This is a genomic window from Sulfuriroseicoccus oceanibius, assembly GCF_010681825.2.
Lineage (GTDB): Bacteria > Verrucomicrobiota > Verrucomicrobiia > Verrucomicrobiales > SLCJ01 > Sulfuriroseicoccus > Sulfuriroseicoccus oceanibius.
Genome location: NZ_CP066776.1, coordinates 2,292,572 through 2,317,575, shown reverse-complemented (window position 1 = coordinate 2,317,575; position 25,004 = coordinate 2,292,572). Strand labels below are relative to the sequence as shown.

The 25,004-nt window shown below is 55.1% G+C and carries 25 protein-coding genes; 7 read left to right on the top strand and 18 right to left on the bottom strand.

Annotated features, from left to right (window positions below):
- The first annotated feature begins 8 nt into the window (after positions 1-8).
- The 3 genes from G3M56_RS09355 (at position 9) to G3M56_RS09345 (ending at position 3,591) form a co-directional block, all read left to right on the top strand.
- Complete coding sequence (locus tag G3M56_RS09355) at positions 9-1,232, top strand: HlyD family secretion protein (protein WP_164362582.1); 1,224 nt, start codon at positions 9-11, stop codon at positions 1,230-1,232.
- 151 nt (positions 1,233-1,383) lie between these two features.
- Positions 1,384-2,712: a TolC family protein gene (locus G3M56_RS09350; RefSeq protein WP_164362583.1), complete on the top strand. Its 1,329-nt coding sequence runs from the start codon at positions 1,384-1,386 to the stop codon at positions 2,710-2,712.
- Between the two features lie 30 nt (positions 2,713-2,742).
- Positions 2,743-3,591, top strand: a complete 849-nt coding sequence (locus G3M56_RS09345) for a glycoside hydrolase family 16 protein (protein ID WP_164362584.1) — start codon at positions 2,743-2,745, stop codon at positions 3,589-3,591.
- A gap of 29 nt (positions 3,592-3,620) precedes the next feature.
- Here G3M56_RS09345 and G3M56_RS09340 read toward each other — a convergent pair whose 3' ends face one another.
- Together G3M56_RS09340 and G3M56_RS09335 are read right to left on the bottom strand one after the other, a co-directional pair.
- Complete coding sequence (locus G3M56_RS09340) at positions 3,621-6,146, bottom strand: alpha-N-acetylglucosaminidase (protein ID WP_164362585.1); 2,526 nt, start codon at positions 6,144-6,146, stop codon at positions 3,621-3,623.
- Between the two features lie 253 nt (positions 6,147-6,399).
- Positions 6,400-7,983 carry a glucose-6-phosphate isomerase gene (locus G3M56_RS09335; protein WP_164362586.1) on the bottom strand — a complete coding sequence of 528 codons (1,584 nt, stop codon included), beginning with the start codon at positions 7,981-7,983 and terminating at the stop codon, positions 6,400-6,402.
- Between the two features lie 282 nt (positions 7,984-8,265).
- Between G3M56_RS09335 and G3M56_RS09330 the strand changes: the two genes are divergently transcribed.
- The 3 genes from G3M56_RS09330 to G3M56_RS09320 all read left to right on the top strand — a co-directional run bounded on the left by G3M56_RS09330 (position 8,266) and on the right by G3M56_RS09320 (position 12,123).
- Positions 8,266-9,186, top strand: a complete 921-nt coding sequence (locus G3M56_RS09330) for a DUF368 domain-containing protein (RefSeq protein ID WP_164362587.1) — start codon at positions 8,266-8,268, stop codon at positions 9,184-9,186.
- A gap of 26 nt (positions 9,187-9,212) precedes the next feature.
- A complete protein-coding gene (locus tag G3M56_RS09325) occupies positions 9,213-10,043 on the top strand; it encodes a DUF502 domain-containing protein (RefSeq protein WP_164362588.1) in 831 nt (276 codons plus the stop codon).
- A gap of 583 nt (positions 10,044-10,626) precedes the next feature.
- Positions 10,627-12,123 (top strand): DUF3360 family protein, encoded by a 1,497-nt coding sequence (locus tag G3M56_RS09320; protein ID WP_164362590.1) that lies wholly within the window; start codon positions 10,627-10,629, stop codon positions 12,121-12,123.
- 141 nt (positions 12,124-12,264) lie between these two features.
- On the opposite strand, the gene G3M56_RS09315 is transcribed toward G3M56_RS09320, so the two are convergent.
- The 16 genes from G3M56_RS09315 to G3M56_RS09240 all read right to left on the bottom strand — a co-directional run bounded on the left by G3M56_RS09315 (position 12,265) and on the right by G3M56_RS09240 (position 23,303).
- Positions 12,265-12,546, bottom strand: a complete 282-nt coding sequence (locus G3M56_RS09315) for a hypothetical protein (protein WP_164362592.1) — start codon at positions 12,544-12,546, stop codon at positions 12,265-12,267.
- Between the two features lie 17 nt (positions 12,547-12,563).
- Positions 12,564-13,199, bottom strand: a complete 636-nt coding sequence (locus G3M56_RS09310; protein WP_164362593.1) for a hypothetical protein — start codon at positions 13,197-13,199, stop codon at positions 12,564-12,566.
- Between the two features lie 51 nt (positions 13,200-13,250).
- Positions 13,251-13,640, bottom strand: a complete 390-nt coding sequence (locus tag G3M56_RS09305; protein ID WP_164362595.1) for a hypothetical protein — start codon at positions 13,638-13,640, stop codon at positions 13,251-13,253.
- Positions 13,641-13,748: 108 nt separating this feature from the next.
- The gene (locus G3M56_RS09300; RefSeq protein ID WP_164362597.1) at positions 13,749-14,120 is read right to left on the bottom strand and encodes a hypothetical protein; all 372 of its coding nucleotides are present in this window, start codon (positions 14,118-14,120) and stop codon (positions 13,749-13,751) included.
- Positions 14,121-15,654: 1,534 nt separating this feature from the next.
- Complete coding sequence (locus tag G3M56_RS09295; RefSeq protein ID WP_164362599.1) at positions 15,655-16,224, bottom strand: hypothetical protein; 570 nt, start codon at positions 16,222-16,224, stop codon at positions 15,655-15,657.
- Between the two features lie 60 nt (positions 16,225-16,284).
- A complete protein-coding gene (locus G3M56_RS09290; protein WP_164362601.1) occupies positions 16,285-16,815 on the bottom strand; it encodes a hypothetical protein in 531 nt (176 codons plus the stop codon).
- Positions 16,816-17,732: 917 nt separating this feature from the next.
- Positions 17,733-18,353: a hypothetical protein gene (locus G3M56_RS09285; protein WP_164362603.1), complete on the bottom strand. Its 621-nt coding sequence runs from the start codon at positions 18,351-18,353 to the stop codon at positions 17,733-17,735.
- A 51-nt stretch (positions 18,354-18,404) separates the two neighbouring features.
- Positions 18,405-19,016 carry a hypothetical protein gene (locus tag G3M56_RS09280; protein ID WP_164362605.1) on the bottom strand — a complete coding sequence of 204 codons (612 nt, stop codon included), beginning with the start codon at positions 19,014-19,016 and terminating at the stop codon, positions 18,405-18,407.
- A 127-nt stretch (positions 19,017-19,143) separates the two neighbouring features.
- Positions 19,144-19,551 (bottom strand): SMI1/KNR4 family protein, encoded by a 408-nt coding sequence (locus tag G3M56_RS09275; RefSeq protein WP_164362607.1) that lies wholly within the window; start codon positions 19,549-19,551, stop codon positions 19,144-19,146.
- Positions 19,552-19,700: 149 nt separating this feature from the next.
- Positions 19,701-20,210, bottom strand: a complete 510-nt coding sequence (locus tag G3M56_RS09270; protein ID WP_235203354.1) for a PDDEXK family nuclease — start codon at positions 20,208-20,210, stop codon at positions 19,701-19,703.
- A gap of 125 nt (positions 20,211-20,335) precedes the next feature.
- Entirely contained in the window at positions 20,336-20,788 is a 453-nt protein-coding gene (locus G3M56_RS09265) for a hypothetical protein (protein WP_164362611.1), read from the bottom strand.
- Positions 20,789-20,839: 51 nt separating this feature from the next.
- Positions 20,840-21,253 (bottom strand): hypothetical protein, encoded by a 414-nt coding sequence (locus G3M56_RS09260; RefSeq protein ID WP_235203353.1) that lies wholly within the window; start codon positions 21,251-21,253, stop codon positions 20,840-20,842.
- Positions 21,254-21,332: 79 nt separating this feature from the next.
- Positions 21,333-21,830 carry a hypothetical protein gene (locus G3M56_RS09255; protein WP_164362614.1) on the bottom strand — a complete coding sequence of 166 codons (498 nt, stop codon included), beginning with the start codon at positions 21,828-21,830 and terminating at the stop codon, positions 21,333-21,335.
- Positions 21,831-21,931: 101 nt separating this feature from the next.
- The gene (locus G3M56_RS09250) at positions 21,932-22,345 is read right to left on the bottom strand and encodes a hypothetical protein (protein WP_164362616.1); all 414 of its coding nucleotides are present in this window, start codon (positions 22,343-22,345) and stop codon (positions 21,932-21,934) included.
- A gap of 78 nt (positions 22,346-22,423) precedes the next feature.
- Entirely contained in the window at positions 22,424-22,831 is a 408-nt protein-coding gene (locus G3M56_RS09245; RefSeq protein WP_164362617.1) for a hypothetical protein, read from the bottom strand.
- 121 nt (positions 22,832-22,952) lie between these two features.
- A complete protein-coding gene (locus tag G3M56_RS09240) occupies positions 22,953-23,303 on the bottom strand; it encodes a hypothetical protein (RefSeq protein ID WP_164362619.1) in 351 nt (116 codons plus the stop codon).
- Positions 23,304-23,928: 625 nt separating this feature from the next.
- Between G3M56_RS09240 and G3M56_RS09235 the strand changes: the two genes are divergently transcribed.
- Complete coding sequence (locus G3M56_RS09235) at positions 23,929-24,879, top strand: IS110 family RNA-guided transposase (protein WP_164365767.1); 951 nt, start codon at positions 23,929-23,931, stop codon at positions 24,877-24,879.
- The last annotated feature ends 125 nt before the right edge of the window (positions 24,880-25,004 follow it).

Sequence of the window (25,004 nt, the reverse complement as noted above, 5' to 3'; positions counted from 1 at the left end):
CATCGCTTATGTCACGAGTTTTTCGAATCCTCAAAATTGCCATCGCGCTTGTGTTGGTGGCGTTGTCGCTGTGGTCGATCTTGCTGCCGCCGTATTTCCCGTCGAGTAGCCACGCGGTGGTGAACACGCGCAAGGTGCAGATTAACAGCCAGACCGACGGCATCGTGCAGTCCATTGCTGTGGGGGCGCGTGCTGCCGTTACCAAAGGGCAGGTGGTTGCAAACGTGGAGCAGGATCAGTCGGCGTTGAAGCGCGAGGTCGAGCAGTTGCGCTTCTTGGAAAAGCGTCTGCAAACCCAGCTTGCGAATACCGAGCTGGCACTTTCGCAGCGCAACGCGGAGCTCGAGAAAGACAACCTCGAATACGCTCAGCGCACAGCCAAGACAGTCGCGACACTGAGCGCGGAATTGTCCGCATTAACCCAAAAGAAAGATCTGGCACGTCGCGAGCTTGAGCTGATGCGCGAGGAAGAAGACCGCATGGAGAGCTTGGTTGAGAAGGGGATTGTCACGCGCTCGAAGCGGCTTGAAAGAAGCAAGCTGGCGCTGGAGGCGGAGAAGCGGCTGCAGGCATTTGAGAGCGAGAGCCTGAGGGTGGCTGATAGCTTGGATCTCGCCAAGGCCGGGCTGCACGTTGCCCAAACCGAGAGCAACGACGCGCTGACCAGTGAGATCGCTTCGCTCCAACATGAGATCCGCGAGCTCAAGACACAGCGAGGCGACTTGCAGTTGCAGCTCACCGAGGCCCAGTCACTCATCAAGACCAACTCGGAGTACCTCAGTAGCCTTGAGAGTGTGGAGATCACCAGTCCGTCTGACGGGATGGTGTGGATGCGCCAGGCGGTCGATGGTCAGAATGTCTCCACCGGCCAGTCGCTTGTCCAGCTGGCGGATCGCGATGGAGTCTTCGTTGAGTCGTTCTTCCACCGCTACTATCAGGATACCGTTTTCCCTGGAGATCATGCCTTCGTTCAGTTGCGCGGAGACGGGCGGTTGATTTCGGGCAAGGTGGTCGAGGTGAAGCCGCAGGAGCACGGATCCAACGACCTGTATGTGGTGAACTCGGTGGCTCCTAGCAGTTCGATGCTGAGGGTGGTGGTTGAAATCAACGGGGATGAGTTGTCCGTCGATGAAGTGGGTAAGTTGGGTAAGGTGGTTGTCACCAGTAGTAGTCCCGGAGTGGTGAACCGCAGTCTTGTGCGCCTGACCTTGATGCTGCGCAACCAGCAGTGAGGGCGTCGCTGTAGCTTGCAAAACGTTGTTTTGTCAAAAAGAGCTAGACACGCTTGATTGATAAGCTAGTGATCTCTCGGCGGTTCTGCACAAAAGCGGAATAATCCCTACGAGATAAAAACAGACGCTCGCCCCCGGGGGCTCTAGTAAGATGATGACGAATACCAAGCATTTACTGCGACCTGTGGTTGCAGGTTTGATGGTCGCCAGCGCGGCCCTGACTCAGGCGGAAGCCGGAAAACTGAACAACGCCTACGAAAGCTTTTTGGCTGGGAACCCGGATTTGGTTAGCCAGAACTATCTGGTGAAGGCAGCCGGCCAGGAGGTGGTTAGCGAGAAGCGCGGCTACCTTCCTAAGATGGAGCTTGAGCTGCGACAGCTTGCCATCGGTCAAGACATTGATCAGGACGGTGAAGGGGTTTTCCAAGAGGGGAGCACCAACTATAACAATACACGCGCCAAGTTGGAGATCGACCAGCCGTTGTTGGACTTCACCCTCAAGCACAAGGTGGATCAGGCAAAAGCCAAGCAGCGCTATCAGTCGGCATTGCTCGAGAGCAAAGAGGAAGAGCTGACCGAGCAATTCGTTGAGTCGTTCCTCGAAGCGGTGCGCCTTGCCAACTTGGAAGCGTCGCATCAGCGTGTGGTTCGTTATTTGGAAGCCGAGCTCGGCCGCGTCTCCGAAGGACTCAAGGAGCGTGTTGCGACCGTTGAAGACGTGGAGAATATCAAGTCCGCGCTTGTTGCCATGAAGCAGGAGCAGCGCCTCCTCGGCCAGCAGCGTCAGCGTTTGTTGATGAGCCTTGGCTTGGATCAGAAGGCCACGGCGGGACTGACCCTCGGTGGTAGCCGTGAGTTGACCATGCCTGCCACGGCAAAGGGTGAGGTGAACGCGGATCCACAACTGCAGGCACTGCAGGCGGAGATCGACGCATTGGAGAGCCAGATCAAGAGCGTCAGCCGCAAGGATGTGCCGCGCTTGAGCTTGTACGGTCTCGCATTGCACGATGACTCGGATGGCTCCCTTTTCGGTACTGGTCGTACACTCAATGGTTACGAGGCTGGAGTGATGCTCAAGTGGGACTGCTTCGACCGCGGAATCAACCGCTCCGAAGCGAAGCGCTTGAGCTACATGAAGAAGGCGAAGGAAGCTGTGCTCGCCGCCTTGGTGGAGCGTAACAGCCGTCAGTCCAGCTTCAGTGAGCAGAGCCTTCAGTTGGCTCGCGTCAACCTGCGCAGCCTCGACGAGTTGGTCGCCCATCAGGCTACCATTCACAAGGCTACCGAGACCGCTTACCGCGAAGGTGGCGAGAAGGACTACATCCAGATGGTCAATGCCTTCCTTATCTACGAATCGCAGGTCCGTCAGCAGATCAACGGCCGCTTCAATTTCTTGAAGACCCAAGCGGATCTCTATGCTGCCAAGGGCGGTTGGAGCCGTGAGTTGGTCGCGCAGATCGACCGCGTGTTTGGCAAGTAAGCCATTCCTGCGTAGACTGCTGCCGGATTCATGAGAGCTCTTGTCTTATTTCTTTCGGTAGCAAATTTCGTTTTAGCAAACGAGGCGTCCCAGTGGCGCCTCGTTTGGAGCGATGAGTTCGACGGCCCCGAGTTGGACTTCAGCAAGTGGGCCGTTGAGGAGAACGGCCACGGTGGCGGCAATCAGGAGTTACAGTACTACCTCGACCGCAAGAAAAACGTCCGGACTGAGAACGGATACCTCGTCATTCAGGCGAACCGGGAAAAGGTGAATGTCGCCGGGGTGCAGCGCGACTTCACCAGCGGGCGCATCCGCACCAAACGCCGCGCCGCCTGGCAGTACGGGCGCTTTGAAGTTCGGGCGCGACTACCCAAGGGGCAGGGGATCTGGCCGGCTATCTGGATGCTGCCGGAAGACGAGCGCTACGGTGGCTGGGCGGCCTCCGGTGAAATCGATATCGTCGAAACCGTCGGGCACCAGCCGGACAAAGTGCACGGCACGCTGCATTTCGGCGACAAATGGCCCAACAACCGCCACTCAGGTAGCCATTTCAGCGTTCCCAATGGGGATTTCTCCAAGCAATTCCATGTGTTCTCCCTGGAGTGGGAGCCCACCGAGATGCGCTGGTATGTCGACGGCGAGCTGTATCAGACCATTAACAAATGGGACAGTACCGCGGCCCCGTACCCCGCTCCGTTCGACCAGCCGTTCCACCTGATCATCAACCTTGCGGTGGGTGGGAATTGGCCGGGTGTCCCGAATGCGACAACGCCATTCCCGGCCTTGATGCGGGTGGACTACGTGCGGGTTTACCAGCGCACGGAGCCGGCAGGAGAGGCGCCGGAAACCCAGGGCGTGGATAAAGAAGCCGCCGAATAGCGGGCTACTCTTGATGTTGCTTCGGGCTGTTAGTCTCTACAGATCTTGAGTGTTCCGGCCGAGTCGCCCCCCCCGACACCGCGAACTTTGGCTTTCAAAGTGTAGGCGTCGAGGTTGGTTCGAAGCTTCTTGAGGTCGAGGGTGTAGCGGTTGTCTTTGTGTTGCCAGCCGGTTTGTCCCGTGTGCCTATCCTGGGCGACGAGTCGATCGCCTTCGTAGAGTTCGACCGACTCGATCTCGAGCGCATGCGCACCGGACGTCCACTCAAGCGTGACGGTGTGGGTTCCGGCCTCGGTGATCGCGTCCGAGACATCCCAACTCAGAATCCCGGTGTGGTCTAGTTTCCATGGGAGCCCGTCGCGATGCTGGTGTGCGGTCCAGAGGAATTCGGCAAGCGGGCCGTACTTCTCCATCAAACGCGTGGCAACTTGGACCGGATCGCCGGTGGCGTGTGTTGGGTAGGTTTTCGTCAAATGCGCGAACTTGAGGTCGGTGGCCTGCTGTAATTCCGGATACCATCCTACCAGCGAGTCTGGGCTTCTGTGGCCGGCGAGCACTTCGCCATGGACATCGAAAAACGTCTGCCATCGCACCAGATAGTAATCTTTCATCAAGCCAGACCACTGACGGTGTGAATAGTCGTCAAGCGCGTCGCTTTGGTTGCTCCAGGTGGTGATCAACTTTCTCGCTGCCGACTCCATCAGGCGCTTTTCCTCGAGGGTGTGGCCCTTTGCCTTCGCTCTTTCAAGCCAGGTTCCCAGCAGCCAATGGTGGTCGCTGGCGAGGAGTGAATCCGTGTCGCGGATTAGATCAAGAAACCGCTGTGAATAGAGGTCAAATGAGGCAATGTCCTCGCGATCGTATGCTTCCATTGTTTGGGCGAGGATCGGGCGGGCCAGATCGGCCAATACCTGACGGGTGGTGTCTACCAGATCGTAGCGATAGGTGGCTTGGTCGCTGAGTTCGGGCGCGGCATCGAGTAATTGCTGCGCCGCATGCACGACATCCATTGGATCGTAGGAAATCCTGCCGGTTGCCCACGTCGATGCTTTGTTCGCGTCGCGCCGCGGTTTGGCGCAGAGAATCGACTCCGTGCATCCTTCCTGAATCCCCTCGGGCGAGTACACTGATCGGTTTAGAAGTTCGAGTGCAGCTACCGCCGAGGGATGCGCCGAGCCGTAACGACGCTCGGCGTAGGCCGGGATCCAACGCTGAAGATCGATGTCTTGTGCCCGCCAGCCGGCATCAAAGAACAGCGAATAGTAGAACGGGTTGGTCTCAACACCCTCTGAGAGCAGCGCCAGCCCGGCCATGTCTCCAAGCGGGCGATTCTCATTCAATAGCAACGAGGGCAGCGACGCGACCAGTGGGTTGCCGCCATAGAGGTTGTGATTGCCGCCGAAATTAGCGAGCTCTGCCCACAGCCACGGTCGCCCCTGGAATGTGCGCAATGGAGCGCCGTTGTTACCGTCGCGCATGTTGCGGCTCAACTGGAGAACGACGGTGTGTTGCGGGTTGGTGCCGCTGATGAGTTGGTCGCTTGGGTTGTGGTGCCAACATTGGAGGACCCACGTGCTGTCCGGGGACGCGGTTTGCATTGCATGCTGAACGGATTTGGCCGCAGCCTTGACGTTGATGTTGCCGTGGCTGCCTCCCTCGTGGAAGAGGTCCCCGCCAAATGCCTCGCCGCGAGCGCCGTAGACATCCTCCAGGTTCCGGTACCATACCTCGGCGATCTTTTGGAATGCGTCGGTCGTAGGGTCAAGCACGGTCGGGCGGCGGAACCCGCCAACCCAATGGCCTTGCGGGACTAACGTAAGTCCTTCCACGTGTTCGTCGATTCCATTGGGAAGAAGACCAACAAAACCCTGGTGCACCGGCGTAATCCCGAGCTCCCTCATGCGCTTGACGATCTTGCGCCCGAGTTCGGCCTCGCGGTCGATCAGCCCTTGGCTCAGCGGTCCGCCATGTCCCTCCAGATTGCCCATGTGCCACCACGCGGCGAACGCCGGGTTGGCGATGCAGTCACGGGTCTTTTCTTCCGGGTAGCCAAGCTCGTGCAGGGTTTGTTGCCATACTTTTTCGAGGCCCGCTGTGACAAGTGCATGGGTGTAGCCGTTGATCGCAAGATAATCGATTTCGCGTTCCCATCGCTCCCAGTCCCAAAATGCCATGGTGTATGAGAGCGTGCAGTAGTTGAAAGCAAAGCGGTGGCGGTACGGTGAGCTCTGGCTAATGGGTTCGTCTGGGAGCGGTGCGCCGGCCCGCAGGTGATCGCCGCTCCACGAGAGGTGAGACCGACTGACGTGTTTCAGATACCAGCCGTAGGCGGCCGCCTTTGCCGATGTGTCCGATCCTGCCAGCTGAATCTTTCCGTCTGCTGCGCTGATGGTGAAGCCTGACTTGCCATCAGTAGCAGGGATGGATCGAAACTCGATGCTCTCCGCATGATCCGGATGCACCCTTTTGACCATCTCCAGCAGGCTGGTGTCGTCAGCCAGGCCTGTGGCCGTGAGCGCAAGAATGGGAATGACTAGCTGCAATATAGGTTTCATGGGCGGTGGGGGGGGCGCTGTCATTGCGAGGGTCCGGGCGCTTGCAGGTGCAACCTGAAGTGTATTGGGCGCAAGTGCTTGGTTCCGTGCCGGTAGGTCGGATGCGGGCTCAAGTACTGCGCTGTTGCTGCTGATGTTGCAAAGAATCTGCCCGACCTTGGTTCGGGTGGCGCCGTGTGAGAACGACATGAGCCCCACCGGTCGTGGGACCAGTGGGGCTCATGGTAGATCAATTACGGGTTGTTAGTCCCGATTAGGCTTCAACCGAGAAGGTGTCTTCTTCAGGCGTGCTCGCCAGCGTGTGGTTGATACCCGACGCATTCGCTGCGGCGTGGACCAGCGCGTGGTAGGTGCTTTCCACATCAGCATCGATCCCCTTGGCAACATCGGTTGCAGTGAGGTCGGTGCCTGCGTTGTCGGCGAGGAACCCGCGGGCGGCCTTGAGCACCTCGAGGAAGCTGCCAGCTGCCTTCTTGCCGGCTTCAACGCCCGGCTGGTGGTAGGCGTTGATGTTGACGAGGCTTGCGTAGAACGAAACCGCACGCTCAAACAAAGCGATCAGCGAGCCGAGGTAGTAGGCGTTCACTGTCGGGATGCTGATGGTCATGTTCTCGCGGCCGGACTCGCTGAGTGCGCTGCGGGTGCCGCGCAGGAAGCCCTGAAGGAAGTCTCCCGTGGTCGCGCCTGGCTCGACTTCGTCGTTTGCTCCCAGGTTCTGACGCGCCTCGTGCACTTCGATGAAGGTAACGAAGAAGTTGTTCACGCCGTCGCGCAACTGCTGGACGTAGGCGTGCTGGTCGGTCGAGCCTTTGTTGCCGTAGACCGCGACGCCTTGATTGACGACCTTGCCGTCGAGATCGTGCTCCTTGCCGAGGCTCTCCATGACGAGCTGCTGAAGGTACTTCGAGAAAAGCACGAGGCTGTCCTTGTATGGCAGCACGACCATGTCCTTTTCGCCTTTGCCGTTGCCGGCGTGGTACCACATCAGGGCGAGCTTCATGGCGAGGTTTTCGCTGGTGTTCTTCTGGCGCGTCTTTTCATCGACGTCGCGGGCACCTGCGAGGAATTGATCGATGTCCACGCCCTGGAGGATGGCAGGCACGAGACCGACCACGCTCATGACCGACGTGCGGCCGCCGACCCAGTCGCCCATTGGGAAGCGCTTGATCCAGCCTTCTTGTTTGGCGAGATTGTCGAGCTTCGAATCGATGCCGGTGATGGCGGTGGCGTGTTTGGCGAAGTCCAGACCAGCGGCCTCGTAGGCGCGCTTGGCTTCCACCATGCCGTTGCGGGTTTCGGCGGTGCCTCCCGACTTCGAGATCACGAGGGCGAGGGTGGTGGCGAGTTCGTCGCCAAGACCTGCGAGCACTTTGTCGATACCGGATGGGTCGGTGTTGTCGAGGAACGAGAGTGCCATTGGTGCCTCGTGGTCGGTGAGGGCGTCTGAGACCAACTGTGGGCCCAGCGCCGATCCGCCGATGCCGATCAAAAGCACGCGGGTGAACTTCTCACCATTTGCCGCGGTGATGGTTCCATTGTGGATGTCTGCGGCGAATGCTTTGATGTCGGCCAGGTCGCGCTCGATCTCGGCCTTCTGCTCTGCTGGTGCCAGCTCCGCGTTGCGCAGCCAGTAGTGGCCGACCATGCGTCCCTCGTCCGGGTTGGCGATGGCTCCGCCTTCCAGTGCGTCCATGTCGGCGTAGGCACGCGCGATCTTCGACTCCATGTCGCCGAAGAAGCTGGTCTCAAATTGCATCCGCGAAATGTCGAGCGAGATGCCCAGTTCGCGGTAGCGGGTAATGTGTTGGTTGAATCGGGTCCAGTTGGAGGTGCTCATGGGGTGAAATGTTGGGCAGGGATCGCGCGCTGGCAAGCCGCGAGTGCGGGGGATATGCGGTTTCCAAACAACTGCGAGCGCATCCGGCAGGGGGCTCGTGCGCTGAGGCGTCGGTTAGGGCAGGAAGCCGACTACAACTTCTGATCAGACCTTCAGCGCCGAGGTAAGCTGAATGGACCGTCCACTCACGAGCGGATTTGCCTTGTCTCGCGGCAAGAATCCGGTTGGAGTTCGCGCAATCCGTGGCATCTGTTCCCGTCGATCGTCCCCATCCATTCTGTTATGAACCCACTGCTTCTTATTCTCAAAGGAATCGCCATCGGTGCTGCCAACGTCATCCCGGGGGTCTCCGGAGGAACCATGGCGTTTATCACCGGCGTCTACGAGCGTATCATCCGCGCCCTCAGTGGGTTCAACAACGAATCCGTGCGCTTGCTCAAAGCGGGCGATATTAAAGGGCTCGCCAAGCAGTTGGACTTTGGATTCCTCGCATTGATCTTCGGTGGCGCGGGTGTCGGTATTGTCGGGCTCGGCAAGATCTTGAAGCCGCTTTTCGAGCACTACCCACAGCTCACCTGGGCATTCTTCTTCGGCCTCATCCTGGCGTCGATCTACTTCGTCGGCAAAATGGTCAAGAAGTGGTCGGTTGGCGCTGCGGTGGCTTTGGTGATTGGGATCGCGATCGCTGGCGGCGTGGCCATGTTGCCTCCGGCCGAGCAGAGCGACAACTTCCTCTACCTGATGCTGTGTGGCGCGGTGGCGATGTGCAGCATGATCCTGCCGGGTGTTTCCGGTTCTTATGTGTTGCTTCTGATGGGGAACTACCAGCTGGTCATGCTCGATGCCGTGCCGAACTTCCGGCTCAAAATGCTGGTGCCTATCGGTATCGGCGCGGTGGCCGGCTTGCTCTTGTTTGCCCGTGTGTTGCGCTGGATCTTCCGCGATTTCCATGATTTCGCCGTCTCGCTTTTGACCGGCTTTGTCGCGGGCTCCCTGGTTGTCATCTGGCCATGGAAGAACGAAATCGTCACCACCTTCGAGCTGGGCGACAAGGTGAAGGAGAAGGTCACCGGCTACGAGTGGTTCCTTCCGGATTGGTCGGCTGGGGCCACTTGGCTTGGTGTTGGATTGATTGCGGCTGGTGCCGGACTCGTATTCGGTATTGAATGGTTGGGTAAAAACCTGACCAAGCGTCAAGGCTAGCGCCGCCCAACCGAAAGCCCGACATCATGAGCGATCCGACTGACCCCGCAGGCTCACACGAGCACAAGACGTGGATCTGCATCGTGCGCAAAGCACTGCTCAGCGGTGCGGCGGTCGTCCTGCCTCTGCTCGCCACGATCTGGGTGATCAGTTTCCTGCTCGTCCAGGTTTGGAAGGCGGGGGACTGGATCCTGATCCAAGGCGCTCGCCTGGTCGTCGGGACGATCCAATGGCTGGAGAAGTTCGGCGCGGTGGATACCGACATCAACGCCGCGCTGGAGGGCACGGGGAAACTCGAGCTCGCCGACCAGCTGCGTGAGTTGTTCTTCTCGTGGCCGGGAGGCGGCCTGGTGCGCATCCTGCTGCCGCTGAGTATCATCGGGCTCATCGGCGCGGCCGCGATGCGCGGGGTCGCACGCCATTGGTTCGCCAAATTGGAAGTTTGGGTGCAAACACTGCCGGTGCTCGGCCTGATCTACAAGAGCGTGAAGCAATTGATGGAAAGCTTCCGCGGGCTGAGCAGCCAGCGCAATTTCAAACGCGTGGTCTACATCGACTATCCGGCCCCTGGCTGCCGCTTGCTGGCATTTGTCACCGGCGATTTCGCGGATCCCGTCACCGACGAGCCGAAGACAGTCGTGTTCCTTCCCACATCGCCCAATCCATTGACCGGCTTTACGCTCGTAGTCGATACGGACAAAGTCACCGAATGCAACATCGGACTCGAGGCAGCTCTGAAACTCGTCTTTACCGCCGGCCTCGTGACCCCTGCGAAAATGGGCAAGACTCCCGAGGAAATCGCAGCCGAGGCCAAGCTCAATGATGAGCCTAACGCACCAAAGAGCGATCAGGCTTGACGGTGGAGCTCGTGATGAGCAAACGCGGACAGGGCGCATTGGTGGCCCGACGAAGCTACCGCTTTGTGTGCATTGATAGCATCGAAGTCACATCCTACCGCGGTGCGTTCGTGTGAATGGCAGATGTGGCCTATGACGTGGTCGATACGACGAGCGGAAAGCCGATCCACAACGGCCAACTCGTGACCATGGTTTTGATGGACGGTACGGTATTGCCGCTCCTGAATTAGGCGTGGTTGCACTGAGTCTGCTAACCATTCTGCGTCAATGGATTAAATCAGTCTGAGCTCACGCAGGGTTGGGCCGGATGAGCGCGCTGGAGAGGGAGTTGTGATCTGCTCTGGTCGGGAGATTCGACCAGCCTAACCGTGGTCAAATTTGCGCAAATTAGACAAATGGTGCGTTAGGTGGGGTGTCAATTGGCAATTGAGTCGATTCTGGGGTAGGAGGTGGCGGCGTTGCCCGGCACGCGCCACTATCGATCGGCTCCACAGGATTGTCCGATGGGCCGGCCACCCGTGGTGGCCGACTCCGCCCGCGGCTCATCCGGCGGAGCCGAAACTAGCTCCAACCCAAACATGGTATGCACGACACGCATCACGAATCGGAAGAACTAAGTTACAAGCAAAGACGGAAAAAGTCGCGGGAGTTCAAAACCCGCGCCGAGTACCTCGAACACGAATTGTCGATCATGAACCCCAAACGTTGGGGGATCAATCTTCCGTTCCGTGACTACAATTTTGAGCCGGAAGACGTCGTGCCTGCTCTCGCCGGAACCATCGGTAAGGTGGTGATGGTGGCTGCAATCGTCGGCGTTTGGGCGACTGCGCTGCAAGTGCAGGGCGTGGAGCTGAGCCCAGGCTTCGTTCTGGAAAATACCCGCTATGAAATGATCATCGTGGGCTTGATCTTTGCCTTCCTGTTCTCCGGCTTCCTCAATCCGAACGCCAACCTGGCGGGAACCCACGGAATGATGGTCGCCGTCATCGGCAGCGTGGTCGCCTCTGGTGGTCACCCACTGGCACTCGGCGTGTCGGTCGCTGTGATGGGACTTGCACTCAGCTTGAGTAAGGGAGGCTCAAAGTTGATCACTCTCACCGGCAAGGGGGTGAGGGGAGGCTTGTTGATCTTCCTGGGTCTGACCGGCGCCATCAAGTATGTCGGTCAACTCAAGGCGTGGGGCGCAAGCGCTGAAGTCGGAGTGCCACACTTGGCGACCGTCCTCATCGGCGTCACCATCATTGTCTATGCGGTGCTCGCACGCTTCAAGATGCGCTGGCTCTCGATTCCCCTCTGCTCTGCGATCGCCTTTGGTCTGGCATACGCCCTCGGGGCTCCGTTCGCATTCAAGACCGAACCAGGCTTGCCAAACATGAACCCTGCATATTGGTGGGGTGAGAGCACCGGCTGGTGCATGGGCTTGCCAACCGGAGCCGAGTGGCTCGCTGTGATCCCATGGGCGCTTTTGGCTGTTGCCATGTGGCCACCAGACTTCCTCGGCCACCGCGTGTTCCAGGAAATGAACTATCCTAAGAACACCAAGGCGCTGATGAACGTGGACGATACCATGAGCATTGCCTCGATTCGTCAGGCAGTGGGCACACTGCTCGGTGGGGGTAACCTCGCCAGCTCGTGGGGAACTTACATGATTCCTGCGGCCATCGCCAAGCGCCCGATCCCTGCGGGCGCGGTGCTCACCGGTATCTTCTGCATCGGCGCAGCTATCATCGGTTACCCGATGGACCTCGCAGGCTGGAAGCCTGTGGTCGTGGTCGCTCTCCTTGTGGGTGTTTTCCTTCCACTGCTCGAAGCCGGTATGCAGATGATCCGCGACGAGAAGAGCGCACAGGCCGCTGGTGTCTGTATCTTCGCTTCGGCCTTGGTGAACCCTGTGTTCGGCTGGTCGCTGACCATGCTGCTCGACAACATGGGCCTCATCGGAGACAAGCATCGCGGCAAGGAGCTCAAGTTTGCCGACAGCGTCGTCATTCCAGGTGCTGCGTTTGCTGTCTGCACATTCATCATGGCTGCTGTTGGCATTCTGCCTGGCATTCCAGCTTTCCTCGATAAGCTGATGTAAGTTTAGCGAGCCGTTCAAAGGACAAAATTTGAGCCGCCACCCATCGTCGGGTGGCGGCTCTTTTTATGCTCGCTTCGAGCAACTGTTTGAGAGGTGTCCCAGCGGCGCAGCGGCGCAGCGGGGAGCGGCGCAGTTGCCCGGCTAGCGGCGGCGGAGCGAGGTCAGTCGGTGACTGAGCTGGTCCAGTGCCATTAGCAAGAGCTTCCAGAACAAAAGAAACCCCAAAGCGGCTCCGCCAAGAATTAGACATGCATCGGCTTTGGTCATGCTGCCCTCGCCCTCGCCATCGCCTGGCTCAGCGAAGCCCAAGAGCAGGGCCGCTATACCAGCCAGCGGAAGCATCACCATCAAGCTCATGAATGCATTTACCAGACGTCTCATGCGGCGGGCCTTTTTCTCGAACTGGTCACGACGGAACATCACGGGCTAAAAGGGGGGCTTCACTCTTGAGCCGGATCTGCCTTGTGTATCGTAAAGCCTTGAGCCAGCAAGTGATTAATGCCGGCAATCTGATCTTGCTGCTTTTCCAGAGCAGTGACGATCAAACCCTCATCTGCCTGGTGGCTGATTGACATCCAGTCCTCCAGAATCACGCCATAGCGTCGATACGCCGCAACGAGCTCTTCTCCAGTTGGATTCCTTCCCAACTTTAGCTTCCTCAGTAGAGATTCGGTTACGCGGTAACTCTTTGTGATCCAATGCTCAACAATCAGACCGTAGTCGCTAAACGTCAGTAGTTCGCTTTTCTCTGTGAGGCGACGGTTAGCCACAACTCCCAGGGATCTCAATGCATCGATGAATAGCACATCACGAAGCGACACCGTGATCAAATCAGGATGCCCGCGGTCTCTCTCGTATTCGGCAAGTGCCACTGGAAAATCCAGGGTTGGGTGCTGTCTATTCCATTCAGCACGAACTAAAGCGAGAGCATCCTCGAATGTCGACTTCTCCAGCACCAATTCAGGAACCTTACTTGAGTGCAGCGCTTTAGAGATATCTCGCACACGGTCTGCTTGGTTCGCCAAACTGTGCAACGAGCCAATTACAAACAGGAGCAGGAGGGAGAGGATCTTCATTTCCGTCGAACATCAAAGACCTGACAACTAGGCCAGGCAATAGGGGAGAGTCTACAGATCTTCCGAACAGTCACCAGCCTTATCGCTGTTGGCTGCGCCGACTTGTTGGGTTTTCAGGTTCTCGTTCTTGAGCTTTGGCTTCTGTGTTGAAATTTCGCCTTCAGCATCAATCACAATAACAAGCTCTTTACTAACTATCTCATCGTTCACCAATGGGGTGGAAACTGATACGGTTCCATCACCAAGATCTTTGACCGTTAGTGTTTTATCGTGCCAACGATATTCAAAATGCTTTGGGCTAACCCCCGTACTTCCAAGGCCATTGTCCGGCAGAACAATTTCGACCCCATTGAAATTGCAACTACCTCGCCAATCGTCAAATTTCTGATCAGTGCACCCGGCAGCGAACGCAGTTAATAGTATGATTGCACGGAAAAGCATTTCTTAATTTTTCACCCAACGTCATAGCACACCAACCGCCTGACGGCAGCCGCGGATTGACTGTGGGTGAGGGTTGGTAATCACGGTGAAAATTCGACTCGAAGCGGGTCAGGCGGTTGGGTGCTGCGGCTTGTTCGGCTTGTCTTTTGTTTCGGGGAAATCGGTGGGATTGTAGGGCTTCGCAGTGACCCGCATCTCAAGGGCACAGAGGTAGAAGCTGGCTGCTGCCCCACCTGCGATTGCTGCACCCGAAGGCTCGTGGAACAGCATCAGAACGAATCCGCAAATCATCGACAAGTAGGCGAGAAGTCCGTTTGCGAGATTCAGGTTTGGAGCCGCGCAAATCCATCCGATCCATATGAACGGAATCGAAAGAAGCCACCACGGCGAACGCGAAGCACTCAACAATATTGCCGCGATCAGAAGAGCAACCGGCACGACGCGCGCTCCGCGAACCATGATGATCTTCTCGGTGGTCATGTCATTTCTGCCGAACGTCAAAGCACACCAACCGCCTGACGGCAGCCGCGCGTTGACTGTGGGTTAAAGGTTCTAATCACGGGAAGAATTCGACTCGGGGCGGGTCAGGCGGTTGGGTGCTGCGGCTTGTTCGCTTTGGTTTTTGTCTCGGAGGTAGTGTCAGGAGCGATCGAACCGAACGCATTCGCCGGTCTTCCCATCGATCCGAACTCCAGTCTTTGCAGCCTTGGAGCGGCTAGATCCAAAGAGCCCGTCAACAATGTAGTAGAAGCGTGAATCAGCATAGATGTGCTGCACCGTCTTCCTCATTCCGAACTCCTTCTCCGCGATAGATTGCGCTTCGCTCGGAGTGATGGAAAATCCTGTAAGCGCGGGCACCGATTCTGGAACTCGACCTGATCCGCCTGCCCACACTTCCTTGATGTCCCCGTGGCAACCCGTGAACATAAGGCACAGAATTAGCCCTGTGGCTGCGAGAATCTGTGAGCTTTTCATGGAGTCTATTTCTTAGCGAACGTAAAAGGCCAGACAACCGCGCCTGGCAACTGTGAAAGTCTAGTGATCTTGCGGACAACATCCAGCGTTATCGCGGTTGGCTGCGCCGACTTGTTGTGTAATTGAAGTTCCATTGCCATGTTCGACCAAACCCTGAAGAACGTGCTTCGACTTCTCGGTTCGATGTCAATGGTTGTTGCTGAGTCGGACCTGCCTACACAGTCTCGTTGTGCAACTTCCTCTCTCGTAGGCGATCGTATATTCGTTCAAGTCGCGGCAAGAACACGATCAAAACAACCGGGCCTATGAAGGCAAAGTTCACCCCTTCCGGAGCAGGGACAAGAGCACGAACACTCCAGATCGACGCGCCCAGTAAAAGAAGGAACAGGGTCGTCTTAACCCAATCAAACTTCGATTGGTTGAACCAAGAGAAAACAAAAGCGGCTGGCATTAGGCATAGAGGGGTGAAGAGTGTTGGAGTAGCGAGCCACTGGGCTACTCCAAATCCTAAGGAAGCGCAAACCATCACGATGAAGGAGGCACCAATGAACTTCGCAAAAGATTTCATTGTTCTACACAACGTTAAAGCGGTGGCAGGGCGGGGTCAATCTTTCCAGAGCGAAGCGAGGAAGAGACGCTAGTCGCCCTTGCCACCAGCGTCTTGTTCGCTTCTGTTTGAATTAGGTAAGGGAGACCAGTCCTTTTTCCGCTTCTTATATTCTTGCACCTCAAATACACATTTTCTGCATGCTAGCTGCTCAAGAATAAATATTGGCAACCCTGCTCCTAAACCTGCACTGAATGGAGCTAATGAACTGGGCAGGAGAAGCGTCAAGAGTAGCCCGAACAAAACGCCTGTGCATATCACGAGATACGTTCGCCACGTCTTAAACAGCGAGAAGTAAGATGACCGCCATACTGACATCCTCTCCTGTTTGTTTAGATCTTCCATCCCTGGGATAGAATTGAGGAACGAGTATATCTTCATTCTCTAGCGAACGTAAAAGGCCAGACAACCGCGCCTGGCAACTGTGAAAGCCTACAGATCTTGCGAACAATCACCAGCGTTATCGCGGTTGGCTGCGCCGACTTGTTCTGAAGATTTTTCCTGAGTTAGCTCGATGACTTCGTCGAGGATGTTGGACCAAGTTCCTCCGGATTTGCTTACTCTGAAGATCAACCGCGCGCGATCAGGAGCGTCTTTGGTCAGAGGGAAGAGGGTGCCGTCTATCCAGTTAATCTCCTGTTGAGGATCCTCGATGACCAGCACGCGGTATATGCTAGGATTACGATCAGAGTCGGTGTCGTGTAGGCTGTTTCCATACAAGTCTTGCACATCATAGCAAGAACCGTCATGAGGCTTAGGGTTGCTATTGTCTTTCCAATATGTGCAAATAGCGAGATCTCCGCGAGAGTCTTTGAATACACCGACAAAGTACCCCTTTCGATCAAACGACTTGAGAAGAGTGAAATCATCTCTCTTCACGAAATTTACCCAGCTCTCAAGCTCGGTGAAGTTAGGGATTTCCGCAACTACTAGGCGCTCCTCTTGGGCGCTACAGCTAACAATAGCAGAAAGGCTGACCGCTAGGACAAAGAGTCGTTTCATCGGGGGGATCTTCTACAGAACGTAAAAGGCCAGACAACCGCGCCTGGCAACTGTGAAAGTCTAGTGATCTTGCGAACAACCACCAGTGTTATCGCGGTTGGCTGCGCCGGCTTGTTCTGCTTCTTTTTCGATCTGTTCTTCGACAAGGTTTGCCCAAGTATTGAACAATCTTAGGTGAATCTGCTCGTCTGGCGTTCGCTGATCCATAAGAACTTTTAAGTCGGATTGAGATGCCCATGGAAATAGGCGCCACCCTGCTTCGGTTCGAACACAGATGATCGGCTTGAAGTTGGCTACGGGATGACCTTCGAAATCAATTCGCATCAAGGTTACGCCTAAATCACCGATCACGAGCTCCTTGTCTACATGGGCAACTGTAAGCTTGCCCGCTTTGATCTGTGGTAATGCCTCAGCGAATGCCTCATCAGCTCGTTCTCTGGTAGGGCTCTCAAGATAGACTTCGTCGAGCTTGGCGTAATCACCAGCAACCCAGGCGCTAACAAACTTCTCTGCAATCTCTTTGAGCTCCGCAGCGTGTGCCACGCTCACCGAGAGGATTCCGGCTAGTAAGTGATGCAACGTTCGTTTCATCTTCTAATTATTTGCAGAACGTTAAAGGCTAGACAACCGCGCCTGACAATAGGGGAGATCCTACAGATCTTGCGGACAACATCCAGCGTTATCGCGGTTGGCTGTGCCGACTTGTTCTGTCCTGAGGCTTGCTCCGTGCCCGCCTCCAACCGCCGCCCATCTGCTCAGCAAAGCTTCGGTGCGCGATCTCGTCAGTGACCCCGACTTGATCTGGTCCGAATGCGGGTGGCGATCCTCATCGAGTGGGGCGTTGCTCAGGCGCAGGCGGGTGGTGCAAACGTAGAGCGATCTTCTATCACGACTATCCTCCAAAACTGAAGGGAAGAGCGTGGTGCGGAGCCGACAGCCGGATCCTCTTTCGATTACTGTGCTCGTCTGCCCTCAGTATCTATTTTCAGACAGAACGTAAAAGGCCAGACAACCGCGCCTGGCAACTGTGAAAGCCTACAGATCTTGCGAACAATCACCAGCGTTATCGCGGTTGGCTGCGCCGACTTGTTCAGAATCCTATTCTTCGATAGTCGTTTCACTAAAGACGAACCGCAGCGTGTTCGGAGTTGTTCCGTAAGTGTCTCTGATTGCACCTTTGATCTGCCTCATTGACGCTCGTAGTGCACTCTCGTCGACCGGTCGTGCGGGGCTCGAGATGAACACAGTGGTAATCTCACTTCCTGGCTCCACTCTAAACTTTCCCTTGGAATCTGGATTCTGCTTGAGAACGTCTCTAACGAAATCCGCTTCGTTGAGGTCTTTGGTCGTTATTGCCCCTAAATTTTCGTTTATCGAGGTGCAACTAGATAGGAGCGCGACGAGAGCCAATGGGGCTAGGATTGGGAGGAGAAATCTCATTTTTATCTGAACGCCTAAGGCCTGCCAACCCGCTACTGGGGGCGAGGCTTCGGCTAAGGTTTAAGTCTCTAGTTGTCGGGTGACCTTGACTCCGGAGCGGTAGCGGGTTGTGCAGCGCCGGATTGTTCTGCCTTGGTTTCGCGAATGGTGACCTTACTGGAGTTGAAATCGTGTCCTTCGTTCCGACTGATCTCATAGCCCTGATCGGCAAAGGTCATCAAATACCGAGTGTAATTCCCTCCCCCGCCGCGGCTCATTCCCTCGATCTGGAGCCATCCGTTCTTCCGCGTTACGAACTGGAATCCCCAGCCCTGAATCCCACCGATGCCCTTATACGTCTTGCCGTCGATCATGGAGAGCATCTCGTAAAAGCTTCCCCCGGTGCCACTATACGCTGGGACTTCGACAAAAAGTTCGGGCTTCCCGTCTCCGTTCAGGTCGATCTCAGCGATGCCCACTTGCACTGGATCTTCGTCCTCGGGCCAATATCTTCTGATGCTTTCGCGCAATACCTTCGGCAGCTCCGCGAACTTCCTCACCACCGTTTCGAACTCTGGTGGATTGTCGACTGAGGATGGCCAAACGTATCCATCGGGTATCGGCAGCCAATCGCCCGACTGATTGTCATCGCCGAACTGCTGTCCAGCAGATGAGCTTGCGATAACCAAAAGTAGTGCGAGGCATTTCATTTTTTGCAGAACGTAAAAGGCCAGACAACCGCGACTGGCAACGATGAAAGCCTACAGATCTTGCGAACAACATCCAGCGTTATCGCGGTTGGCTGCGCCGTCTTGTTGGGCCTGATTTATTATGCGAGGGTCGTAGCCTTCACTGACTTTTGTGATCTTTGCGGTCTCCAACTTATAGCGTTCAAACCAAGGTTCGCCGCCGAATCTCGAGGAAGGGTTTATCGTGATCAAATAAGGGGCGGTGTCTGAAGCTACTTGTGTAATTAAGCCGTATCTAAATGCTGGTTCACATGTGAATTGGTTCCACGTGACGATTTTTTGGTTGTGATCTATGAGAACTAGAACTCTTGGATTGTGGCCGGGCATCACGCGGAAAGGGCTATCGAATAAGCAGACGGTATGACTTTGGTTGCCGAGTGTGACTTGTTCGTGCCAGACCAGCGGGAACCGCATTTGCCCATCCCTGGCGGCACCTCGTCCTATCGAGGACAGAAGCTTCGGGTCATTGTCCTCGCGAACCGCATCGATTATTTCCTCACCTGTCAGCGAAGGAACTGTTATTTCCAAGTAAGTTGTGGCAGGTGGGCGACTAGTCTCTACGGCTTGAGCGTAGTCCTGATGGATCACCGAAAGGCAGATGATAAGGCACTTGATGGAGTTCATATTACTTGGCCCAACGTCGAAGTCCTCTCACACCTGCCCGGGAGCGAGGCTTCGACTGTGGGTTGAGGGTGAAATGGTCATGACGGATTGAACTCGCAGCGGGGCAGGTGTTGAGAGCGACACCTTGTTAGCTCCTTGTGTTTAGCCAGATTTCGGTTGTGGGTGCCAGAATCTTGGTCGCTCCCGTCTCATGATCCCAGTGCAAAACAGTGTCTCTCAATCGCGTGGGTTCGCGCTCCTCGCGGATGAGGATAGCAATGTCTCCGCACTGGCCTGAGGCAATCGCCACCGCTCCCTCAGGAAATCCAGTCCAACCCTTTGCAGATGCCGTCTCGCGAACGATGTCATTGGCGGTTCTCTTCAGTCGCTTCTTGTCTGACGTGTCGAAAAACGGATGGAGCTGCCACAAGTCTTCATTCGTCTCAATTTCGCCGCCGTTCAATTCAGCCATTCCTGCGCGGAACGAATCAGGGAACTTCACGCCCAGCTTCGCTTCGGCCTGATCGATGAACTTTGGATCGACGGGGAACGGCATGATTCTTTGAGCTAACGTCGAAGTCCAGTCACGCCCTGCCGGGGGCGAGCCTTGAATTCGGATTGAAGGTTGGATAGTTCATGAGGCTTTCGACTCGCGGCGGGCAGGGCGTTGATCTGCGATGCCTTGTTAGCGCTTCGTTCGGCATGTCAGTTCGTGCATGGGCACTCTCTTCCAAACTTCCACCGAAGATTGCATCCAGCACCCATGTAGATATAGTTCATCGGAAATCTCTGTTGATTGTCGTCCACGTAAATGGTGCGCTGATCTTCATCTGGCGCTTCGGAATGCCATCCCCAAAATTCTTTTTCTCCGTGGTTGAAGGGATCGCATGGATCCAAGAGACCAAAAAGATCGACCACAACCACAGTGTTCGCGTGGCCAACTGAAATCACGGCAAATGTCTTTTTGAGTTTCTCAACGATTGGGATAGCACGCTCAACTTCTTTCATGAAGAGAACTGGCTTCACCTCCACAAGAGTATCGATCTGGGGAAGATAGAAGTCTGGCGTGTATTGAATACCATCGAGAAGGGATTCAGGCTCGTAAATCCACTCCCAACCCTGCTGCTCAAACCATGCAGCGACCGTCGCCTCTGTCTTTGAGCGCATTTGCACGCCGCGAAAGGTAGTCGGCTTAACCGTGATTTTCCGTTCCATTCTTTGCGCTAACGTCATAGCGCACCAACCCCTGACCATGGGGCGTGCGTAGACTGTGGGTTGAGGTTTATATTCATCTGAAAACTGCGACTCTCGGCGGGTCAGGGGTTGGGTGCCGCGACTTGTTAGCCTTGTTTTGTCCATGTTAGGCTTTCGATATCACGCTCAAACTCATGGTATACACCGTTCTCAGCTCTCCGCCTCTTGCTGTAAAAGATGGTATCGCCATCGATTCTCTTCGGGAAGCAGAAACCGTCATCAATGCGTCCCACAACAGCCTCGCTTGCCGTCTGTGTATCGATGATGATAATGCGGCTTGAATGACTATCCACGGACTCTTGGGTTCCATCGAACTCCATCTCCTCAATCAGTAGATATCGCCCGTCTGCAGAGGTTATGTATCGGTCGGTAAAGAAGCGCCCTTCGATGCGGTCATCAAACCCCAAGATACTGAGGTCGTTTGCGGGAATCCAGTAGTCTTGCCTGATGTGAGCCCACGAAGGAGAGTTCATCTCACGCATATGAAGAATAGCAACGCCACCGCCATTCGGCTTTCGGATGATTGTATCGCGCTCCATTTTTAGGCTAACGTAAAAGGCCAGACAACCGCGCCTGACAACAGTGAAAGTCTAGTGATCTTGCGAACAACCACCAGCCTTATCGCGGTTGGCTGCGCCGACTTGTTCTGCGATTGCTGTTGATGGGAGGCGAAATGCCGCGGCTATGCCAACAGCACACATGATGGCTCCAGGCCAGACGGGAGGGGCGCTGGACTCTGCAATGTGCTCGATCATTGCGAGGAAGTCATGGTCAGAGTTCTCCCCGCCAATTCCTAGTGAATAGCTCTCTGGAAAGATCTGCTTCACATCATCTTCGTTGAGCCTACCGTCCACGACCTTCTCAGAGGCCCATCGATGCAAAGCTGCTTGGAAAGCCATAGCATCGCTCATGGCTCGCACTCGCATCACAGATGGCACGATCGTTGCATAGAATATCCATACCCCGCCCAGCAGGATAAAAGTTGTAACAACCAGCGCCTTCATTAATATTTGGCAGAACGTCATAGGCCGCCCACCCGCTACCGAGGGCGCACTATGACTTCAGGGTTAAAAGTTGTAATTGTCATTCAGATTTCGACTCGGAGCGGGTAGCGGGTTGGCGTGCGCCGACTTGTTCTCCTTGTTTTATGTTGATCGAGTCAGGATCTTGGACAACGCCGTTGTCAATTCTTGTGAAGTTTCCGTGGTTATCTTGCACATAGAGCACGCGGTTCCAATTGTTAAATTTATCTGTTCGGATGGTGATCAACTGAGGTGCCCCGCTAGCATCTGCATACTCGATCGTTGTAGTGAATGCGCCGTATCCTAATCGCAAGTATGCTTCATTGGAGTTGGCTATCGTCCCTTGGGTGTTACCTGTCTGGATACCTTTTATTACGCATCCATCTGCCAATTGAAATCGAATCTCTCCGCGACGGATGAGATAATTCCATGCTGCTTCGTTTGTATCGTAACCTTCGCTAGCAACCGATTGTCTTACGGTCCGGAAGACTAAGAATGCGGCACTAGCGACGATGACGATGAAAGCAAGGCTTAGTAAACCGTAGCGTGTGCGCTTCATTATTAGGAGAACGTTATAGCACACGAGCCGCCTGATGGCAGCCCAGCGTTGACTTTGGGATAAAGGTTGTAGTGGTCATGTGAAGTCCAACATCAGTGATGTCAGGCGGTCGGGTGCTGCGCCTTGTTCGGCGCAGAGGATTTCGAATTCGGCTGAGGATCTCTCTCTCTTCGGAAGATTGCGACGGATAGCTCCTCAGAGCCTATAAGCCGCCCCAAGATGGCAAAAGATTCATCAGTCAGATCCTTCTCGTAGCGCCTTCCATCAAGATTAAAGCTAGCGGTTATCGTGTCGCCTTCGTTGCATTGGATCTTCTTCGAGTGATAGAAGACTGACCAATCTTCAATATCGCTTCCGTAGAGTGTCCAGCCGGCCTCGCGACTGCTGCTGACGAAACTAGTTGAAGAAATCTCCTGGCTAGTGAGCAACTCAATGTCCGACGAACGCCCGTCTTTACGAGAACATGAGCAAACGGAGATGACGCAAAGGAAACAAGCGATTCGGATGGTGCTCATATTTGCCGAACGTCGAAGTGTGGCATGGCTACGCAGCGCAGCGTAGTAGACATTGCCACCACTGTCTTGATCTCCGTTTCATTGGTCGTTATAGCGGATTTTGAATTGTCCAGAATCTCTGTATCCATCTTGCTCTGGCGTTCCTTGGACGTAATCAATTACGATAAACTCAGCTGTTATCTTGCTAATAGTGTAGCTTGATCGGTCATAGCCGCAACCTGGCCAAATAAAGTTACTGTTCAGAGTTAGAATTCCATCAGAAGCTTCGAAGCCTTTACCGTCGATGTATTCAAGTGGAAGGTTTGCCTTCTCCTTTACCGAGAGGTAGATTAGGTTTTGCTTTGTAGAGAAAGCAAGTCTGCTACTCAGTAGCTCTTTATGTACCTCAGAAAATTTATTCTTTGTCGTTAAAACTTCATCTTCTGCAAAAGAGATTCCGATCAAGGCAATCATATAGAGAAGCAGCTGGAAGATTCGAGATTTCATTCTATGGAGATCGTTAAAGGCCAGACAACCGCGCCTGGCAACGATGAAAGCCTACAGATCTTGCGGACAACATCCAGCGTTATCGCGGTTGGCTGCGCCGACTTGTTCGGCTTGTAAGTTTTCATGTGTGGGTGCTGCCCACAAAGGCAACATGGTCGCTAGCATCAAACGCCACCAACAGATATTGTGGGCCAAATCCATCAATGTAGTAAGCGCGAATTCTGTGGCCCTTCATGATCTCCTCGGGCAGCACCTCCGCAACCCAACCAGGCCGACCACTACCGGCGCTGAAATCATACATTGGGAGACCTAGAATCGAGTCAACTTCATCGACCGGCATTCCTGGCTCAATTAGTCTCCACGATTCGATCAGCCGTTCTCGAGTAGTCTCGTAGGGGTTGAAGAGGCAACCTCCGATCCATCCCAATGCTACGCAACAAATTGCCAGTGGAAGGGGAAGGGTAAGTTTCATTTTTTGCCGAACGTTAAAGGCCAGACAACCGCGCTTGGAAACTGTGGATAGGCTACAGATCCTGCGAACAATCACCAGCGTTATCGCGGTTGGCTGCGCCGACTTGTTCTCTCATTTCGTGTGATCGCAGTGAATGGCGCAATCGCCCCAGCTCAATTTCTACTCCCATTCGATCGTTCGGTTCCAAGTCTAGACTCTCGCAGTAGGTCAGCAGTGCTAGACTTGCATGAGCGAGATCCAAATAGTTTAGCCCTCCTTTCTCCACCAGAATTCTGTCCCACTCTCCGCGATTCAAAAAAATCCCAAGACTTCGAATTGAGTCTGAGACTTCCTTAGTATCGGGCGTTTCTGCCTCGACGGCTGTAACTACACGGCGGATCCAATCTGGCGTTCCCCCTTGGTTGGTCAATTTGAGCTATTCCTAGCTCCATCGGTTTCATACGAAACCGGAGGTTGATCAAGGTGGGGGTGGCCACCCCCACCTCGATCGCTGAAACAGTCACTCCGTTCCTCCTCGAGTCCTTGAACTCGTCTTTCAGCAAGGAGGCCTGTTTCCCTCAAATCCATCTGCAGTTCGTAGAGTTGCAAGAGCCCGAGAGCTCGTAGATCCAAGGTTGAAATACAGATGAACACTCAGAACAAACACTATATCGGCGTCGATGTCAGCAAAGATAAACTCGACTTTTATCACCCCAAAACAAAGCGCTCCTGGACCGTTCCCAACACTCCATCAAAGGTAAAATCGGAGCTCCTCAAGCTATCCAAACAACAGGACGAAATCCACATCATCTGTGAGCCTACCGGTGGCTATGAAAAGTGCCTCCTCGCTCAAGCATTGGAGCTAAACATTCCCATCAGCCTGGTTAATCCAAAGCGAGCACGAGCATTTGCCGAGGCCATGGGAATCTCAGCGAAAACTGACGCGATGGATGCCACGGTCTTGTCTCGCTTCGGAGAGTCGATCACCCCGGCATCCCGCGTAAAACCTACAGCTCTGCAGGAGAAGATGTCAGCGATCGCCAGGATTAAGGATCGTTTCACCCGCCAAGCTGCAGCTCAGAAAACGGCCCTTCAAAAGGTCACCGACAGCTTTGTGAAGAAGGAGCTCAAGACCCAAATCCAAAGCCTTGAGCGAGCGATTGCTCGTTGCCAAAAGCAACTCGACACACTCATTGCGAAAGACGCCGTGCTGCGTGAGAAGAAGCGCAAAATCGAGTCGATCAAAGGACTTGGTCTGGCTGCATCCACGGTCTTCTTGTCTGAAATGCCAGAACTGGGCGCAATCACCGACAACCAGGCTTCGGCTTTAGTTGGAGTTGCGCCATTCAACAAAGACACCGGCACTCATAGCGGCAAGAGGCACGTCCGCGGAGGAAGGCATTTACTCCGGCGCAGCCTCTACATGCCTGCTCTATGCGCCACGAACCACAACCCGATTTTGAAGGAATTTTATGGCCGTCTGATCGCCAAAGGAAAACCTCATCATGTCGCCATCACCGCCGTGATCCGAAAGCTTGTCAGACTCGTAAACCGCCTTCTTTCCGACCCCAATTTCGAGCCGATAAAACAAAATTAGAAACAGAGTTGCTGAAGGCAATGTCCGTGCTGCAGCCGCCAACTTGCGAATTGCTGCCACAGCATCTGCTTTTGCTTTTGTCATCATTTCAGAGAGAACGTCGAACTCCTCTCACACCTGCCCGG